The 16,287-nt window shown below is 66.1% G+C and carries 14 protein-coding genes, 1 tRNA gene and 2 pseudogenes; 6 read left to right on the plus strand and 11 right to left on the minus strand.

Translation table 11 applies throughout. From position 1 onward, the window contains the following. Positions 1–108: 108 nt before the first annotated feature. From SSMG_RS22645 to SSMG_RS22670, 6 genes are all read right to left on the minus strand, one after another. Positions 109–816, minus strand: a complete 708-nt coding sequence (locus SSMG_RS22645; RefSeq protein ID WP_353611801.1) for an ABC transporter ATP-binding protein — start codon at positions 814–816, stop codon at positions 109–111. Beyond that, a complete protein-coding gene (locus tag SSMG_RS22650; RefSeq protein WP_037714538.1) occupies positions 809–1,738 on the minus strand; it encodes an ABC transporter ATP-binding protein in 930 nt (309 codons plus the stop codon). The genes SSMG_RS22645 and SSMG_RS22650 overlap by 8 nt, the downstream gene beginning before the upstream one ends. Next, complete coding sequence (locus SSMG_RS22655; protein ID WP_037714540.1) at positions 1,735–2,880, minus strand: branched-chain amino acid ABC transporter permease; 1,146 nt, start codon at positions 2,878–2,880, stop codon at positions 1,735–1,737. Before SSMG_RS22655 ends, SSMG_RS22650 begins: the two co-directional genes overlap by 4 nt. Continuing rightward, positions 2,877–3,890 (minus strand): branched-chain amino acid ABC transporter permease, encoded by a 1,014-nt coding sequence (locus SSMG_RS22660; protein WP_037717740.1) that lies wholly within the window; start codon positions 3,888–3,890, stop codon positions 2,877–2,879. Before SSMG_RS22660 ends, SSMG_RS22655 begins: the two co-directional genes overlap by 4 nt. 93 nt (positions 3,891–3,983) lie before the next feature. Continuing rightward, complete coding sequence (locus tag SSMG_RS22665; RefSeq protein ID WP_234392730.1) at positions 3,984–5,189, minus strand: branched-chain amino acid ABC transporter substrate-binding protein; 1,206 nt, start codon at positions 5,187–5,189, stop codon at positions 3,984–3,986. 578 nt (positions 5,190–5,767) lie between these two features. Continuing rightward, complete coding sequence (locus SSMG_RS22670) at positions 5,768–6,382, minus strand: ANTAR domain-containing response regulator (protein ID WP_009079762.1); 615 nt, start codon at positions 6,380–6,382, stop codon at positions 5,768–5,770. A gap of 196 nt (positions 6,383–6,578) precedes the next feature. Between SSMG_RS22670 and SSMG_RS22675 the strand changes: the two genes are divergently transcribed. Continuing rightward, positions 6,579–6,652, plus strand: a tRNA-Leu gene (locus SSMG_RS22675). 168 nt (positions 6,653–6,820) lie between these two features. On the opposite strand, the gene SSMG_RS22680 is transcribed toward SSMG_RS22675, so the two are convergent. Both SSMG_RS22680 and SSMG_RS45485 read right to left on the minus strand, forming a co-directional pair. Further along, the gene (locus SSMG_RS22680) at positions 6,821–7,060 is read right to left on the minus strand and encodes a hypothetical protein (protein WP_009079763.1); all 240 of its coding nucleotides are present in this window, start codon (positions 7,058–7,060) and stop codon (positions 6,821–6,823) included. Positions 7,061–7,273: 213 nt separating this feature from the next. Continuing rightward, positions 7,274–7,810, minus strand: coding sequence for a hypothetical protein (locus SSMG_RS45485; protein ID WP_158688061.1), 537 nt, complete (start codon positions 7,808–7,810; stop codon positions 7,274–7,276). A gap of 783 nt (positions 7,811–8,593) precedes the next feature. Between SSMG_RS45485 and SSMG_RS47095 the strand changes: the two are divergent. Next, positions 8,594–8,782 (plus strand): annotated as a pseudogene (locus tag SSMG_RS47095) (transposase); the annotation flags it as partial. Between the two features lie 156 nt (positions 8,783–8,938). Here the strand turns inward: SSMG_RS47095 and SSMG_RS45495 are convergent. Both SSMG_RS45495 and SSMG_RS22690 read right to left on the minus strand, forming a co-directional pair. Next, the gene (locus tag SSMG_RS45495) at positions 8,939–9,448 is read right to left on the minus strand and encodes a hypothetical protein (RefSeq protein ID WP_158688063.1); all 510 of its coding nucleotides are present in this window, start codon (positions 9,446–9,448) and stop codon (positions 8,939–8,941) included. Positions 9,449–11,151: 1,703 nt separating this feature from the next. Then, the gene (locus SSMG_RS22690; RefSeq protein ID WP_009079767.1) at positions 11,152–12,603 is read right to left on the minus strand and encodes an NF041680 family putative transposase; all 1,452 of its coding nucleotides are present in this window, start codon (positions 12,601–12,603) and stop codon (positions 11,152–11,154) included. A gap of 269 nt (positions 12,604–12,872) precedes the next feature. On the opposite strand from SSMG_RS22690, the gene SSMG_RS45500 reads away from it, so the two are divergent. The 4 genes and pseudogenes from SSMG_RS45500 to SSMG_RS45505 all read left to right on the plus strand — a co-directional run bounded on the left by SSMG_RS45500 (position 12,873) and on the right by SSMG_RS45505 (position 14,365). Beyond that, positions 12,873–13,040 (plus strand): hypothetical protein, encoded by a 168-nt coding sequence (locus SSMG_RS45500; protein ID WP_009079768.1) that lies wholly within the window; start codon positions 12,873–12,875, stop codon positions 13,038–13,040. A gap of 32 nt (positions 13,041–13,072) precedes the next feature. Next, entirely contained in the window at positions 13,073–13,354 is a 282-nt protein-coding gene (locus SSMG_RS22695) for a hypothetical protein (RefSeq protein WP_009079770.1), read from the plus strand. A 259-nt stretch (positions 13,355–13,613) separates the two neighbouring features. Further along, positions 13,614–13,799: pseudogene (locus SSMG_RS43695) on the plus strand (IS256 family transposase); the annotation flags it as partial. 185 nt (positions 13,800–13,984) lie between these two features. Next, positions 13,985–14,365, plus strand: coding sequence for a hypothetical protein (locus tag SSMG_RS45505; RefSeq protein ID WP_009079773.1), 381 nt, complete (start codon positions 13,985–13,987; stop codon positions 14,363–14,365). 488 nt (positions 14,366–14,853) lie between these two features. Here the strand turns inward: SSMG_RS45505 and SSMG_RS22705 are convergent, their stop codons facing one another. After that, positions 14,854–16,224, minus strand: a complete 1,371-nt coding sequence (locus SSMG_RS22705; RefSeq protein WP_063631960.1) for a diguanylate cyclase — start codon at positions 16,222–16,224, stop codon at positions 14,854–14,856. Positions 16,225–16,287 lie beyond the last annotated feature (63 nt).

Raw genomic sequence — 16,287 nt, forward strand, 5'->3', positions numbered from 1 at the left:
TCTTTCCCGCCTTGACAAGCCCCCCCGCGCCGTAGTCATACTGAAAAATCGGGGTGCCCACTCAACTCAAAGGGAGCAATGCCGCCGCCAGGCGACGAGCCGAAACCCTTATCCCACCCCGAGATAAGCCTCCTTGATACTGGTATCGGCCAGCAACTCCTGCCCAGTACCAGTCTTGGTGATCCGCCCGGTCTCCAGCACATAAGCCCGATGCGCCCGGGACAACGCCTGCTGCGCATTCTGCTCAACCAGCAACACGGTCGTCCCCTGCCGATTGATCTCCGTGATAATCCGGAAAATCTGCTGAATGAACTGCGGCGCCAGCCCCATCGAAGGCTCGTCGAGCAACAACAACCGAGGCTTGGCCATCAACGCCCGCCCAATGGCGAGCATCTGCTGCTCACCCCCGGACATCGTCCCGCCGACCTGAGTCTTCCGCTCAGCCAGCCGCGGAAACAACTCGAACACCCGATCAAAATCAGGCTGCAGGTTCTTCCGGTCCTTGCGCGCGTAAGCGCCCATGTCCAGATTCTCCAGCACCGTCATGCCGGGGAAAATCCCCCGCCCCTCCGGCGCCTGGGAAATCCCGCGCACCACGCGCAAATCACCGCGCAGCCGCGAAATGTCCTCGCCGGCGAACCGGATAGCCCCGCCGGAAATCGGCCGGATGCCGGAGATCGCCCGCATCGTGGTCGATTTGCCGGCCCCGTTCGCCCCGATGAGGGTGACGATTTCGCCCTCGTTGACCGTGATGGACAGCCCGGACACGGCCTGGATCCGCCCGTAGTGGACGGAAACGTCGGAAAGCTCAAGCAGCGTCATCGTCGGGAACTCCCAGGTAAGCGGCGATCACGGCGGGGTTCTCCCGGATCTCGGCGGGAAGCCCGTCGGCGATCTTCTTGCCGAACTCCAGCACCACGATCCGGTCGGTCACGCCCATGACGAGCTTCATGTCGTGTTCGATCAGCAGGACGGTGTAGCCGTCGTCGCGGATCGTCCGGATCAGCCCCATGAGCTCTTCCTTCTCCGCCGGGTTGAACCCGGCGGCGGGCTCGTCGAGGCAGAGCAGCTTCGGCTCGGTGGCGAGCGCCCGCGCGATCTCCAGCCGCCGCTGATAACCGTAGGGCAGGTTCTTCGCGCGGTCCGCGGCCCGGTCGGCGATGCCGACGAATTCTAGCAGCGCCATGGCCTTCTCGACCGCCTGCTTCTCCTCGCGGTGGTGCCGAGGGAGCCGCAGGAGGGCGCCGAGCAGGCTCGTCTTGTGCCGCGCGTCGGTGCCGACGACGACGTTCTCGAGCGCGGTCATCTCGGAAAACAGCCGGATGTTCTGGAACGTCCTGGCGATGCCGAGCTGGGTGATCCCGTGCCGCGACGTCTTCGCGAGCGGTTTGCCTTCGAGCAGCACCTGCCCCGACGACGGCCGGTAGACCCCGGTCATCGCGTTGAAGCAGGTGGTCTTGCCCGCGCCGTTCGGCCCGATCAGGCCGAGGATCTCGCCGCGCCGGATCTCGAACGACACCGAGTCCAGCGCCACCAGGCCGCCGAAGCGGACGGTGACGTCGTCGACCTTGAGCAGCGTCTGCCCGTAGTCGGCCTGGATCTCCCGGTCCGGCGCGACGACCTCGGCGACCTCGGCCTCGTGCTCGGCGAGCTGTTCGGCGGTCATGTTCGCGACCTCGGCCACGAGGCCGCCCTCGGCCGGGACCTCGGGCCCGTTTCCGTTGCCAGGGACCGTCATGCCTTCTCCCCCGGGTTGTCGGTGACCAGCGAACCGTCGCTGCTGACCTGCTCGCCCTTGCCGAGCAGCCGCTGGTACGCCTGCCTGCCATAGGCGAGCAGCCGCTGCCGGGCGCCCAGCAGGCCCTGCGGGCGAAAGATCATCAGGATGATCAGCGCCAGGCCGAAGATCAGGTACTTGTACTCCGCGATCGCCTGGAACCGCAGCGGCACGTACGCCACCACGATCGCGCCCAGCAGCACGCCGACCTTGTTGCCCGCGCCGCCGAGAATCACCGCGGCCAGGAACAGCATCGACGTGACCACGTCGAACTTCTGGTTGTTCACGAAGCCCAATTGCCCCGCGTACAGCGCGCCGGAGAGGCCGCCGACCGCGGCGCCGCCGACGAACGCCCAGATCTTGAACTTGAACGTCGGCACGCCCATGATCTCGGCCGCGTCCTCGTCGTCGCGGATCGCGACCCACGCGCGGCCGACGCGGCTGCGCTCCAGGTTCCCGACCACGAACAGGATCACGATGATGATCGTGACGCAGAGCCAGTACCACGGGATGCCGTCGGTGTTGTTGAAAAGCGGGTTGCCGTCCGCCTTCGTGCCCGGCGGATGCCCGACGCCCTGGAAACCGCGGTTGCCGCGCAGCGGGTCGATGTTGTCCGCGAGCAGGCGGACGATCTCGCCGAAGCCGAGCGTGACGATCGCCAGGTAGTCGCCGCGCAACCGCAGCGTCGGCGTCCCGAGGATGACCCCGAAGATCATCGTGACCACCATCGCGATCGGCAGCACGACGAGGAACGGCAGCTTCGCCAGCGACGAGTCCGGGCTCGTGAAGAGCGCCATCACGTACGCGCCGATCGCGAAGAACCCGACGTAGCCGAGGTCGAGCAGACCCGCTTGGCCGACCACGATGTTGAGCCCGATGGCGACCAGCGCGTAGCGGGCCACCTCGAACATCGCGATCGGGAAGTCGTACCCGGGCTGCGTGGTGATCAGCGGCGGGTTCAGCACCGGCAGCAGGTAGACCAGCGCCACCAGCGGGATCAGCACGCCCCACTGCTGGACGCGGGACAGCCGGTTCCACCAGTCCGAAACGGGACGGCGGCGCGCCTTCGCCGGAGCGGCGGGCGGCGTCGTAGTCGTCGTCATACCCGTGCCTTTCCGAGCGATTCGCCGAGAATGCCGGTCGGGCGGAACATCAGGATCAGCACCAGCAGGGCGAACGCGACGACGTCGCGCCACGCGCCGCCGAACAGCGACTGCCCGTAGTTCTCCACGACCCCGAGCAGCAGGCCGCCGAGCAGCGCGCCGCGCAGGTTGCCGATGCCGCCGAGCACCGCGGCGGTGAACGCCTTGATCCCGAGGATGAAGCCGCCCTGGTACGAGGCGCCCTGCGGGATCTTCATCATGTAGAACAGCGCCGCCGCGCCGGCCAGCAGGCCGCCGATGAGGAACGTCAGCGTGATGACGCGTTCCTTGTTGACGCCCATCAGCGTCGCGGTGTCCGGATCCTGCGCCACCGCGCGGATGCCGCGGCCGAACTTGGTCCGGTTGACGAACATGTCCGTGCCGATCATCAGCAGGATCGACGCCACCACGGTGATGATGGTGACGATCGTGACGCTGCCGCCGAAGATCGTGAACACCTCGTCGTTGCGCAGCAAGCGGATGCTGTTCTCCGGGTTGCCGCCGCGCCAGATGAACAGGATCTGCTGCAGCACGAACGAGGCGCCGATGGCGGTGATCAGGAAGACCAGCCGGGGCGCTTTGCGTTTCCGCAATGGCCGGTAGGCGACGCGCTCCAGCACGACCGCGGTCCCGCCGGAGACCGCCATCGACGCGATGAGCGCGAGCAGCAGGAAGCCGATCAGCTCGAAGATCGGCAGGTCAGGCGTCGCGCCGGGACGGAAACCCAAGCCGTAGAAGGTGAACCACGTCGCGAAGGCGCCGTAGATGAACACCTCGGAGTGGGCGAAGTTGATGAGTTTGAGCACGCCGTAGACGAGGGTGTAGCCCAGCGCCACGAGCGCGTAGATGCTGCCGTAGGAAAGACCGTCGATCGTGTTGTCCCAGAACTGGTTCAGGAACGAATTCACGTCGAAGGTGATCCAGCTGCCGCCGCCCTGCGCGAGGACGAGCGAACTGAGGTCAGGGGTCATCGGCACACTAGTTCTCCATGTGGGTCCGGGGTACGGGCGAGGCGGGATCAGCCGCCTGGCCCGCACCCCGGTACTGGAACCGAAAGCGGTGAGCTACTTGATCTCGGTGTTGCGGACGATCTTCCCGTTCTCCACCTTGTAGGTCCACACGGTGGTCGCGGACAGCTCGCCGTGGTCGTCCCACTTGAAGTGCTTCGTGATGCCCTGGCCGTCGTAGGTCTTCACGAAGTCCAGCAGCCCGGCGCGGTCCTTCTTGCCCGCGTCGATGCCCTTCAGCAGGATCGTCGCGACGTCGTAGGCCTCGGGCGAGTAGGTGCCCGGGTCGACGCCGGTCGCCGCCTTGTAGGCGTCGGTGAACTTGGTGAACTGGTCAGCCGGGACACAGGGGCAGGTGAAGTACGCGTTGGCCGCGGCGTCGCCGGCGCCCTTGACGAACAGGTCGTCCTTCACGCCGTCCGGGCCGACGAACTTCGCCTTGACGCCCGCGTCGTTCAGCTGCTGCGCGAACGGAGCGGCTTCCTGGTAGTAGCCCGAGTAGAAGATCGCGTCCGGCTTCTCGCCCTTGATCTTGTTGACCACCGCGGAGAAGTCGGTCTGCTTCGTCTTGACCTTGTCCTGGCAGCTCGCCTTGTCGCCGAGGGCCTTGATCGTCGAGGCGGCGAGGCCGGTGCCGTACTCGGAGTCGTCCTCGATCACGCAGACCTTGTTCGCCTTGAGCTCGCCGGTGATGAACTTCGCGGCGGCCGGGCCCTGCGCGTTGTCGTTGCCCAGTGCGCGGAAGAAGGTCTTCCAGCCGTTCTGGGCGAGCGACGGGTTGGTCGCCGACGGGGTCACGGCGACGAGGCCCGCGGAGTTGAAGATGTTGCCCGCGGCCTTCGACTCGCCCGAGAACGGGAGGCCGATGACGCCGATGATGCCCGGGGTGTTGACGATCTGGGTCACGATGCCCGGCGCCTTGTCCGGGGTGCCCTCGGTGTCGAACTCCGCGAGCTTGACCTGGCAGCCCGGGTTCGCCTTGTTGTGCTGGTCGACCGCCAGCTTCGCGCCCTTGAGGATGTTCTGCCCCAGGGCCGCGTTCGCGCCGTTGATCGTGCCGGCGTAGGCGATCGAGGTCGGCGCGCACTGCGCCTTGCCGTCTCCCGCCGGGTCCGCCGCGTTCGCCGCCGCCGACGGGGCCGCGGCCTGCGGCGCGCCGCTGTCGCCACCCGAGTCACCGCCGGTCCGCGCCGAGCAGGCGCCCAGGGAGATGACTCCCGCCGCGGCCAGCACGATGACCTTAGTGAGTCGTGCTCTCTGCACTCGTTCCTCCAAATGCCACCCGACACGCTCCTGCGGAACGGCGGGTCCCTGCGTGGGACTTCGACTGGGCGCTGAACGTAGCCGCCGGGTGAGGTGTTGCACAGAGTCACAGCGAGTCTTGTATCCACATCGTGACGGTCGTCACGAGAATTAACGGACGATTTACACTCGATCGTCTTATTGCAACGACCGAGTGAATGACTCTTCGTGTCCGAGCACCCCTCGAACGGACCTTGACCAGACGTCCGATCGATGGGGGCAGTGTAGGAACATCCCCTCTGCCATCGTGACCGTCACCACGATTCCCCGGCCTCCAAGGTAGCAACCTTGCCCTTTCGCGCAGGGCAGAGCAACCCGCACGGGTGGGTCCGGGATCGGTGCGGCGGAAGGGTTTTCCCTGGCCGGCAGCCAGATTTCGGCGCGACACGGCGCGCCGGGACGCAACGGGCGAACCGGACGGAGTCCCGCTGGGCGGGAGCGCGCTGCGGGACCGGCCGGTGACTCTCCGAGGTTGCCCGGGCCGGGAAACGCAAAAAGCGGGCGCGACCCCCTGGTCGCGCCCGCTTCCCGGGGCTTCGTCAGCCGATGCTTTCCACGACCGCCTCGGCGACGGCCTTCATCGTGGTGCGCCGGTCCATCGCGGTGCGCTGGATCCAGCGGAACGCGTCCGGTTCGGTGAGCCCCTGGCGGCTCATCAGCAGGCCCTTCGCCCGGTCGATGACCTTGCGGGTCTCGAGCCGGTCGGTGAGCCCGGCGACCTCGGCCTCGAGGGCCTGCAGCTCGGAGAACCGGCTGACGGCCAGCTCGATGGCGGGCACGAGGTCGCGTTTGGCGAACGGTTTCACCAGGTACGCCATGGTGCCCGCGTCGCGGGCCCGTTCGACGAGGTCGCGCTGGCTGAACGCGGTGAGAATGACGACCGGCGCGATCCGGTCGCCGGTGATGCGCGCGGCCGCCTCGATGCCGTCGAGCTTGGGCATCTTGACGTCGAGGATCACGAGGTCCGGCTTGAGGTCGGTGGCCAGCGCGATGGCCTCCTCGCCGTCGCCGGCCTCGCCGACGACCTCGTAGCCCTCTTCGCGCAGCATTTCCACCAGGTCGAGCCGGATGAGCGCCTCGTCTTCCGCGACGAGCACCCGTCGCTGCGGCACGCCGGCGGCGGCGCCGTTCGACTCGGCAGCCTGTTCGGTCACCGGTGTCCTCCTGAAGGCTCGGCGGGACGTCTTCGACACGCGGTCACCCGCGAGAGCCCAGCGTACCGGGACCGATCCAGATCCCACGATGGCGTTCGCCACGAAGTGGCGGGCGACACCCAGCCCGGGCCCCAAGTCGATCACCGGACCCGGTCGCTGACGGGGAGGGCGGGTCCCGTAGAGTTTCCGGCACTGCGCCCCCGTAGCCCAACTGGCAGAGGCAACGGATTCAAAACCCGTCCAGTGTGAGTTCGAATCTCACCGGGGGCACCGTCGAAAACCCCACGAGATCCGGCCAAGCCGGTCCCGGTTCGATTCGTCGCTTCAGTCATCCTCTCCGCCGCACTCGCGATCGCGGGCAGCTCGTCTGCTGGAAGGGTGCTGGTCAGTGTCGCCTGATCCCCGCCTTCGTGAACCTGGATCACGAGCTGGACCGCCTCAAAGAGTGCTTCGAGCAGATGCTCGGGAGCCTTCGAAATCGACGTTCAGGCGGGGCAAGGCGTCGAGAAGGCCGATGTCCTCCGCCTTCGGCCGTTTGGGCGCGGCGGCTTCTGCCTCGCGCCGTGCGTCGAACTCGGCAACCAGCTGAGTGCGCTCTCGTTCGAGTTCGTTGTACCGGCCGCGGAGTGCCGTCGTGAACGGATCGTCCGGTTCACCGTCTGCGGCTTGCTCCAGCAAAGAGCCCTGTTTCTTCGCCAGCTGATCAAGTGCTCGGCGAAGCCGCTTGAGTTCGTCTGCTCGGCGCTGCGCCTGCCGGTCTTCCGCACCGGCCAGCTGGCTCTCGAGGATGCTGCGCTGGTCTGGCCGAATAGGCGGTCGGACAGGAAACGTCCGACGGACGCAAGAATCGCGTCCTCCCGCAGGTACAACGTCTTGGGATGGCCTGCGTAGTTATCCGGCCTGCCGCGGTTGTTGTTGCCCGGCCGACAGAGGTAATAGGCACGCCCGTGGCGCAGGTCGACGACCATCCTCCGCCCGTATGGGCAGAGCACCCTGCCTCGGAACAGGTACGTACGTCGCGCCTTCGGGTACCCGCTGGGCTATTCGGCTGTTGAGAAGGATTTGCGTCGCGCCAAGCTTCTGCAGATACTCGGAAAAACCCAGACGGCCTCCGGTACGCCGGTCCGCGCGGCCCGACACCGTAAACTGCAAGGCCAACGTCTCCGGAACCCAGGGCAGCTTTAAAGAACAGGCTCTGTACTTTACGTCGAATACCGAAATCGTCTCAGGTGACCCGAACACGAAGAAATCTGCATGCAAGGCGTCCTCATACAACACGCTCATCGATTTCATCGACAGTAAAATCAACTCTAAAATATGCACGCGCGGCAACGCGATCCTGGACTGCGCGGACTTCGTGCCCAGGCAGGCGGACGGCTCCTGCCGGGCGGCAAAGCCGGGGCTCGCCCCGCTCCCGAACTCGTACAAGGGCCCGGGTCGACCACTGTGATTGACTGGTTTCGGGCTTACGCCTTCTCTTTTGAGGAAGCCCTGGCCGACGGGAGGCTCGTCCCCGGCCTCAGGGTGGCGATGCCCGAGAACGTCCTGTACCACGAGCTCCTGCACGCCGCCAGGTTCGGCGTCGGGGTGGCCTTGGGCTCCACGGGGAAAGTCCATGCCGCAGCGTCCTGCCTGGCGGCGACTTGGGCGCTGGCCAAGGTTGCGTTGCGCTATGACGACCTGGCTGTGTCCAAGGATCCGGATCAGCGGCTGGAGGAGTGGGCGGTCTCCGCGACTCCGGAGCTTTACCAGCTCGACGAGCGGGGCGAGCGCGAGGCGCAGCAGGTGGTGCGACTGAGTGATCTGCGGGACCTGGCCGCCGAAGCAGACCCGGCATCCTCCGAGGTCGCCGCATGGGACCAGAGCAGCTACCTCGCGCCCCTGCTCGTGGGCAACACCTTCGAAGGAGACGCCGCACAGATGCGCCTGGGCTACGATGACCAGCCCCCCGTCGGAGCCCGCTGCTCAACGATGATGCCGCCGCGACCGCAGCCGGTGTCCGCACCGAGCTGCGCACGCACCTGCGCGACCACGGAAACCCTGCCGACCTGCATCAGATCGCCGCGGTTGACGACCCGGCGCGGTCCGACACCACCAAGTTCGCGCGGGACCATCGGCGTGTCACCGGCCAGGCCGGGACCGACCAGCGGCCGGCCGTTTCCGTCGACAAGGTGGTGCACTTTTGTGCGCCAGCCGCCACGGGAACGGCCGATCGTGCCGTTCCTCGACTACGACATCGAGATCAGGCGCATGACCTGCTCCACCAATGCGATCGAATCACTGGACGCCCGCTGCCCGGCGGGCGGTCCGCGCACGAGGACTTTCCCGGCTGAGCAGGCCGCAATGGAGTGCCTGTACCTGGTGACCCGAAGCCTGCAACCCGGGCGCGGCCGGCCGCGCCCGGTGGACGATGCGCTGCAAAACCAGTGATCAACGCCTTCGCCCGCTCGCTACTGGAAACCGGCGGATTCAGACCCCTGCTGCACCTTCACTTACGATGAGCCGGTTTCACACGGAACGGACGAAGACGCAAATGATGCGTGCGCCCGGCTCAACTTATCCGGGAAGCTCTCCCTCGTTTACGTTGAGCCGCATGCCAGGTCCAAATATTCGCGCATCATCGTCGGAGATCTCGTCGATTCCCGCGAGTTGCACACTGCGGATCGTGCCATTCACAGCTACTGGCCGCCTGGCGTCAAGCAGCGTTTGAATTATTCTGTCGCGAGTGTATGCCTGATACCTTGTCCTATCGTCATAATTCGAAACTCTGATAAAGTAATCGGATGTCGTTCCGTTGGACTCGATAAAGACCCTAAAGATCGCGGCAGTTCTGTCCAAAATAGCGACCCCGAGCGTCTGAGATTCAGGGGTAAATCCCCACTCGCAATCCTGCCTGAGTTCTCGCAGGCGCACGTCTTGCGAGACCTGTGCTACCGACGGGCAGGCAAGGTTATCAATACCTCCCGCACTTGCGCTCTGTGCCCCGAACCCGATCAGGGAACCGACGATCACCGCCGAAAGCCCAACATAGGTGAAAATTCTAGGCGTTTTCATGACCACTCCCATGTTCTTCTGGATTATCATCTCAACACGACCCTCGCGACTTTGACCCCTACCGTGCCAGGCCGACTTCCGTGGACCCAGTTCGATTGGGCACCCCTGTCGCGAATAAAAGCAAACAGATCATAGTTCGCCGCGTGGCTGACCGATCACGAAACCCAAGATTTCATGATTCACTCCAGCCACTACGGGCCTCGACCGTCTTCACTGAAAGCGACATCCGCAAAGACGATTTCATCATCAATCCTGCGCACCCCGCCCGGGATAAACCTATTCATTGCCTCGATAATTTGCTGACGCGACAGGGATCACGCTAAGTCTACGGTAAGGTAATTCACGACCCGAAGAGCAACGAGGCCGACCTCCTCCATTTGCATTCACGTATCGAACTTCGACGATCGTCCAGCTTCGAGGCGCAATGATTCTGTCCAGTTCTTGACCATACTGCCAGATGCACCTCTCTTCCTCGCTGACGTCCGGATCGATTACTGCATCGTTACCGTTATATTCAAGTTCGGAAAATTCTCCTGCAGTCACTTCTTGCCTGCCACAAGGAACAGTATTAGCCCGCACTAGCTCTCGGACTGCTATTCATCACGACGCCGCCAGCTATTGCAACAGTTGCAATAGCGGCAGCAAAACGCTTGAGCCGTTAGCCTATTCATAGATGAGAATACTTTGAGATTCTCTCTCGGTGTCTTGCTCTTGATTTTGACTGGTGCGCGCAAGGGAGCGCTTATAAGACCTTGACAGGGTCTGGATCCCCGCCTTCGATGAGGGGCTTCCTCGTGGACTGGGGCACCCGCGGCTACCACGTTGATCGGGCTGGTGCCGCCCGATTTCAGGGCGAGGTTTCCTTGACCGGATCTGCCGCGTACGCAGCCATGGTTTCGACGGATGCAACCGCAGCAGCCGCAGGCGCTGCTCCTGTCGTTAATTTCATGAGCATATTCCGGTTAACCGATGCCTCCTCCACCTGCTGCTGTTCCGAAGAAATTGGACACCGCCTGCTTGAGTGACGATCGAAGTAAACAACGACTAAAGCGCATCGCACAACGCCCTATCGGGTGATCCGCCCCTGCCTTATTCACGTCAATTCGTAGCGTGATAGCGGCGAACCGAGGTCGGCGACCGACGCGCTCCGTCTGTGTCCAAGTGGCGCACGACCTCGTCCTTGATCGCGCCCAGTCGCGACAGTTCGGACAGCGGCTCCACCTTCGGCACTGTGATCCACGGCTCCCCTCGGCGGCACGTGATCCGGACCCCTCCCCTCGCCCAGCGAGGCGTCCAAGCCGGCCGAGGCCCCGCGCATCCGCTGCGGAAGCCCGGCGATGAACGCTGTCAGACCGGCCGGCTGGCACGGAGCGGCGTTGCGCACCTCCCGCGACGCCTCGAATCGCCGGGCGGGCCGTCCTCGAGATTGCATTACCGGTTCCCATCTGCGACCCAGACCTCCCTGCGGCGCACCGCATCCCGCAGCGCAACCAGCGCGCACAGATCGTACGGAACCCGCTCGAGCCGGCCACGCTGGTCGACCGCGGCCTCCCGCCACGTCTTCGGCACCATCCCCTCCACTAGCATCGGTGTGACCTCGGCGCGCGGGGCTTCCCGGCCACCGCCGCGTAGCGGTCCAGCAGCTCGAGGCAGCCAACACTGGTCGGTACGCGGTGTTCTCCGTCAGTTTCATATCGTCTTCCTTAGCTTGTTGTTTAAGTGGTGCGGCGGGGTTTGGTGCCTTTCTTGTGGTGGGCTGGTCGGGTGTGCGCCTGGCCGGTTGCCAGGACGCGTCCGACGTCGAAGCGTTGCGCGGCAACGGAGTTTTTCGACCCGGCGGGACGTCCTGGTCCCGGCCGGCTGGGTTTCGGTGCCGCCGCTGGACGTGCCGTCTTCGTGCGGATGTTGCGGAACCCGCGCCGGACCCGGGCCGGGGTCAGCCTGGCGGGTTCGGCGGGGCGTTCCCAGGGACGACGAAGGTCGGCGACCAGGGAACGGGCCAGCCGGAGCTGGGCGTGGACAGCGATCAGCAGCCAGGTCCAGCGGTCGGCGGCTTCCGGGTTGCGCAGCCGGGGCCGTGTCCGGCCAAGCGTCTGCTTCAGCAGGCGAAAGGTGTGCTCGATGTCGAAGCGGCGCAGGAACATGTGCCAGCAGCGGTCGACCTCGGCGGGAGTGGCGTCGACGCCGGAGAACCACAGCCAGACCGGTTTGTTCACCCCGCCGCTGGGCAGGCGCTCGACCCTCAGCCGGATGACGGTGCCCTCGATAACCGGCAACGGCCCGTCGTGGCCGGTCCAGGCGGCTCTGCTGGTCAGCCTGGGGTGCAACCGGTTCCAGGCCTGCGCGGTCGCTGTCCCGTAGAGGCGGGTGCCGGTGCTGGTCACTGCGTGTTCAACACCCCAGGTCGCGGGATCGCCGAACACGAACTCGCCGCCGTGCCTGGGCGGCCGGCCGTTGGCGCCGGGAACCCGGGGCGGGACAGGCCGGCGCAGCACGCGGTCCGAGCGCATCCGCCCGAGGATCTGCACCGGCAGATCAGCGAGCAGGTGCGCGATGCGCGGCGCGTCGTAGCCCGCGTCCAGGACCACCAGGATCTCCGGATCGCCCTCGTGCCACTGGCCCGCGGCGATCAGCCGTTCCACCACGTCGCGGATCTGCCCGGTGGTCACCGCGGCGACATCCGCTCCGGGCAGCAGCCGGATCGCGTCGAGCACCGCCGTCCACGAGGTCCGGCCGGTCTCCAGGGCCGCGACGACGGAATACGGCCAGCCAGGAATCATCCGGTGCTCGTCCTTGCCCCGCCCGTAGGTGTGGCAGAACGATCGGTCCGGGCAGGTCGCGCCGTCGGGCCGCAGCCATGGCGAGACGTCCGCCGCCAGCACCAGCCGGCCGTCGGCGGCGCGGGGAAGCGGCAGCCCGGACAGCGCCGTCCGCAGCCGGTCGCAGTCGATTCGGCCGTTGTTGATCGCGTCGTACAAGCCGCCGTGACCGCGCCGGTGCTCCGGCGCCAGGGACAACCCGACCAACGACCGGACCGGCCCCTCGGTGCACAACACCGCGTCCGCCAGCTCGAACAACCCATCCGCCCGCGCGGCCAGGCAGCCGTAGAACTCCTGCCGGAACCGGTCCAGGTCCCCGAGCGCCCGGCCCCGATCGACATCATGCACACTGACCACGCAGCCCTTGGATCGATATTCTTTCCGTCGCAAGAGGAATCATCGACCAAGGGCTGCTCTCATGATCAACTGGGGTCCACACCAGCAACCAGGTCCTTAAACAACAAGCTCAGAGGGTGTTGTGAAACCCGCGTGGTCAGTCGCTGAATCCGCGTGTTAAGCGGCAGCTTGCACGCAACCGCCCGGTTAACGCCCCGCCGCGCCGTTATCACAGCTAACACCCGACCACGCCACCGGGTTTCGAAACACCTTCCACGTGGATGTCGTCCAGTCATTCGCATGGCCTCATCGTCGTGCTGTTCCTCGCGTTCGCCGAGGTGCCGGCTCACGAGGTCGCCGTCGACTACGCGCAGAGCGTTGAATGGCTGGAGACCGCCTGCGGTGCTCTCGACGTCAAGCACGTGCCTCCGCGAATGCGGACTATCTGACGCGGGAGGGCCTACGACAGGCGACTGGTGAGATGGGCAGTATTCAGGATCGCGCCAGGCTGGAAGCGAAAAGAGCAGCCACCGCGAACGGCATTCAGACAGCCGCCCTCTGGCGCCTGTCTGAATGCCGCGAGTTCGCGGTCATGACCGGCCGTGCCGGGATCGTTCGCACAGTTGCTTTCACTGCGCACCTACGCTATTCGACCAACCACTGGGGAAGCGATGGGGCGGTTCGCGAGCGGAGCATCGAGCCGGACGTCGTTATCGGCGGTAGTCGCATGGTGATAATGACGGTCATCACAAGCGAACTCTGAATGAAACTTACTCCCCGATCTGCCCGTTCGGTTTCGCGCATATGAAACACGAAGTACATGCGTTATCCGCGGAAACTTCATATGGCCCGATCCGACCACGCATTCGTCGGTATCAGATTGCATCAACTTAATTCGGCGGCGTCGACTGCCTCGTCGCGGAACAGGGCTGCGTTCTCCGTCTTGTCAATTGAGCGCGCTGGCACTACTAGTCGACCTAGAATCCGAATGACAGGAAACGAACCAAGGTTGATTGCGCGAGCTGAACGCCCGATACCCGCGAGCGATCCGCGCACGTGGGCACTTCCTGCCCGAGCAAACAGCCAAGAAGCGCCTGTATCTTGTGACCCGCAGCCTGGACCCGACCGGGACCGGCCGCGCCCGATGGACGATGCGCTGGAAGTCCGTGATCAACGCGTTCGCCATCACATTCGGTGACCGCTGGCCGGAGCCGAACGCTGCTGACCGAACCGCCGGAAACACCGATCACGGGACAGACCCGGCAAGCACGGGCAAAGCGTCAAGCAGAGCTGCCTCGTCAGGGCCTGGCGGTTTCGGCTGGCTTTGCGCCTCAGTGTACAGCTCGCTATTTGCTCCACGACCGCTTCTTTCTCCGCCTCTCGTTCGTTGTAAGTGACCGAGACCGTCGCAGGATTTGGTGCCGAGCTGGGCTTTGCTCGGCGACTGGACGCCGTTGAGGAAGCAGACGTCGCCGATCATCAGCAGGTAGGTGCCGGTCTCCCACTGAGTAATGCCGACACTGTCCCCAGTGGCCGGACCGAGCGGGACGGTACGCCCTTGTTCCTGGTTGAACCGATCGAGGAATGCCCCGATAGCCTCATCGGCGGCCTTCTGAGCGGCGGCGTCTTTGCCGGCGTCGAGCGCGGAGCGGTGGGCACGGGCGGCGGATGCCGCCGCTTGCCAGCCGGCATCCGCGGCAGTCTTGACGTCAGCCGCGGCCTGGTTGGCGGCGTCGCGGGCGACCCGGGCGGATTCAGCGGCCGCGGCAGCTGATTTGCGGCGGCGTCCGCGAAGCGGGCGGCGTCGTTGGCATAACCGCGTGCCCGGTCGGCTGCCTGGCGTGTTTGTCGGGCGTATCCGGCGGCTTCCTGGGCGGCGTTGCGTGCAATCGCGGCGGCTTGGACGGTTCACCGGCTTGTTGTCGCGAGCGCGGCGGACTGGGCCGCGTCGGCCACGAGGCGGTCGATGCCCGCGCGGTGGGGCGTCGCGGGCTTGGTCGCGCAGGCGGGCGCGGTGCTGTCCGGTCGCGAGGAAGTCGTGGCGCGTCAGCGGGGCCTTCGAGCGCGGTTTGCGCGTCGGTTTTGACTTCGGCGCCGCCGGCGGCCATGACCCTGCGTGGTCTGCAGGTCGTCGTCGCGTTCGCGAGCGCGGTACTGACCGTGCGGCAGGAATTCCGCCACTGCGGGCCGGTCCGCTGTCGAGAGCTTTGCTAGCGGCGTCCTTCACGGCCGCTGCGTCGGACTCGTCCGGTGACGGCTGGGCTAGCCCGCGGCCACCTCGCCGGAAATCCGGGCTGGCCCCGACGGGGCCGGCGTGATCTCCACCCGGTTGCGACCGCGCTGTTTGGCAGCTCGCATCGTCTGGCTGGCGACGTCCTCCAGTGCTTTGAGCCCGATGCCGTGCTCGGGCGAAAGGGCGATCCCGATGGAGCAGGTGAGTCCGTGGCCGTCGAGTTTCTCGGGGTTGATCAGCACTTCCTCGCCGCCCGCTGGTTTCGTCACGACCAGCCGCAGCGTCGCGAAGGCGCACCGGATGCGTTCCGCGACCGTCTGCGCCTCGGCCCGGCCGGCGGCAGGCAGCAGGATGGCGAATTCCTCCCCGCCCCACCGTGCCGCCATGTCGCCTGCGCGTATCTGGCTTTCGATGACGCGGGCCACGGTCTGCAAAACCTGGTCTCCGCCGAGATGCCCCAGCTCCTCGTTCCAGCTCTTGAAGTGATCGATGTCCAGGAACAGCAGGGCCGTCGGCCGACCGGACCTCGCCCCGGCCAGCAGTTCCAGCTCGGCCGCGGGGTCGAACCCGGCGCGGTTGGGCAGTCCGGTGAGCGGGTCGTGGTGCGCCTTGGAGTGCGCGGACTTGAGGTTCTGCTCCGTGCGCGTGAACCGCACCGCCACCGGGACGAACGCGATGACGAAGAACGGGCTCACCGCGTGCGCGAGGGACGCGCCCACAGCCACGGCCAGCGTCACGAGGATGAACACGTTGCTCGCGCGGTCGCCGAACAGATTCTCCAGAGTCCAGACCGGAGCGGGAACCTGCGGCGCCGAGCTGGGCGACGGCCGTCGCGCGCGGGCCCGCGCCTCGGCCGAGTCCGTCAGCCCGTTGGCCATCCCGACGATCACGGCTTGGACGAGGAAGTACGACGCCACCGCCGCCGCGACGCCGCCGAGGAGGACGACGATGTCGAGCACAGCGTGCGGGAGGGCGCGTTGCCCGGTGAGCCACGACCGCAGCGGCGTGGCCTCGGAGATCGCGTGCACCGTGAGCGCGCTGGCGAGGATCCCCGCCGAGCTGAAGATGAACCGGTACGGGGCCTTGCGGGCGATGCGGTAGCGCTGGAACCGGACGAGTGCGACTAGCGCGACCAGCAGAGGCACCGGCAATGTCAGGCCGCCGGTGAAGATCCAGATGCTGGTCTGGTCGACGTGGCCGCGCGGTTGCCGGCCGAAGCTGCGTTCCTCGGTGGCCGCGGTGCAGGCCACGTGCACGGCCGCGCACGCGCCCAGCACGCCGAAACTCAGCAAGTCCCTCCAGCCCACCGGTGAGCGGGAAGCCGACCAGCACGCCCAGACCAGGACCCACGCATCGGTGAACAGCAGCCAGGCCAGCGCGCTGCGGGGAAACCGCCACATGGCGAAACCCGCCGCGCGGGCGACGAAACGGCAACCGGCGGTATAAATCCGGCCTTCGCGCGA

It is taken from the genome of Streptomyces sp. AA4, assembly GCF_000158875.1.
GTDB lineage: Bacteria > Actinomycetota > Actinomycetes > Mycobacteriales > Pseudonocardiaceae > Amycolatopsis.

Bases quoted from the DNA above. Each gene is read 5' to 3' on its own strand.
- SSMG_RS22650 (WP_037714538.1), bottom strand. From the start codon at position 1,738: ATGACGGTCCCTGGCAACGGAAACGGGCCCGAGGTCCCGGCCGAGGGC.
- SSMG_RS22660 (WP_037717740.1), bottom strand. From the start codon at position 3,890: ATGACCCCTGACCTCAGTTCGCTCGTCCTCGCGCAGGGCGGCGGCAGC.
- SSMG_RS22655 (WP_037714540.1), bottom strand. From the start codon at position 2,880: ATGACGACGACTACGACGCCGCCCGCCGCTCCGGCGAAGGCGCGCCGC.
- SSMG_RS22695 (WP_009079770.1), top strand. From the start codon at position 13,073: ATGGGCAGTATTCAGGATCGCGCCAGGCTGGAAGCGAAAAGAGCAGCC.
- SSMG_RS22705 (WP_063631960.1), bottom strand. From the start codon at position 16,224: ATGTGGCGGTTTCCCCGCAGCGCGCTGGCCTGGCTGCTGTTCACCGAT.
- SSMG_RS45495 (WP_158688063.1), bottom strand. From the start codon at position 9,448: ATGGGAGTGGTCATGAAAACGCCTAGAATTTTCACCTATGTTGGGCTT.
- SSMG_RS45500 (WP_009079768.1), top strand. From the start codon at position 12,873: ATGTCGTCCAGTCATTCGCATGGCCTCATCGTCGTGCTGTTCCTCGCG.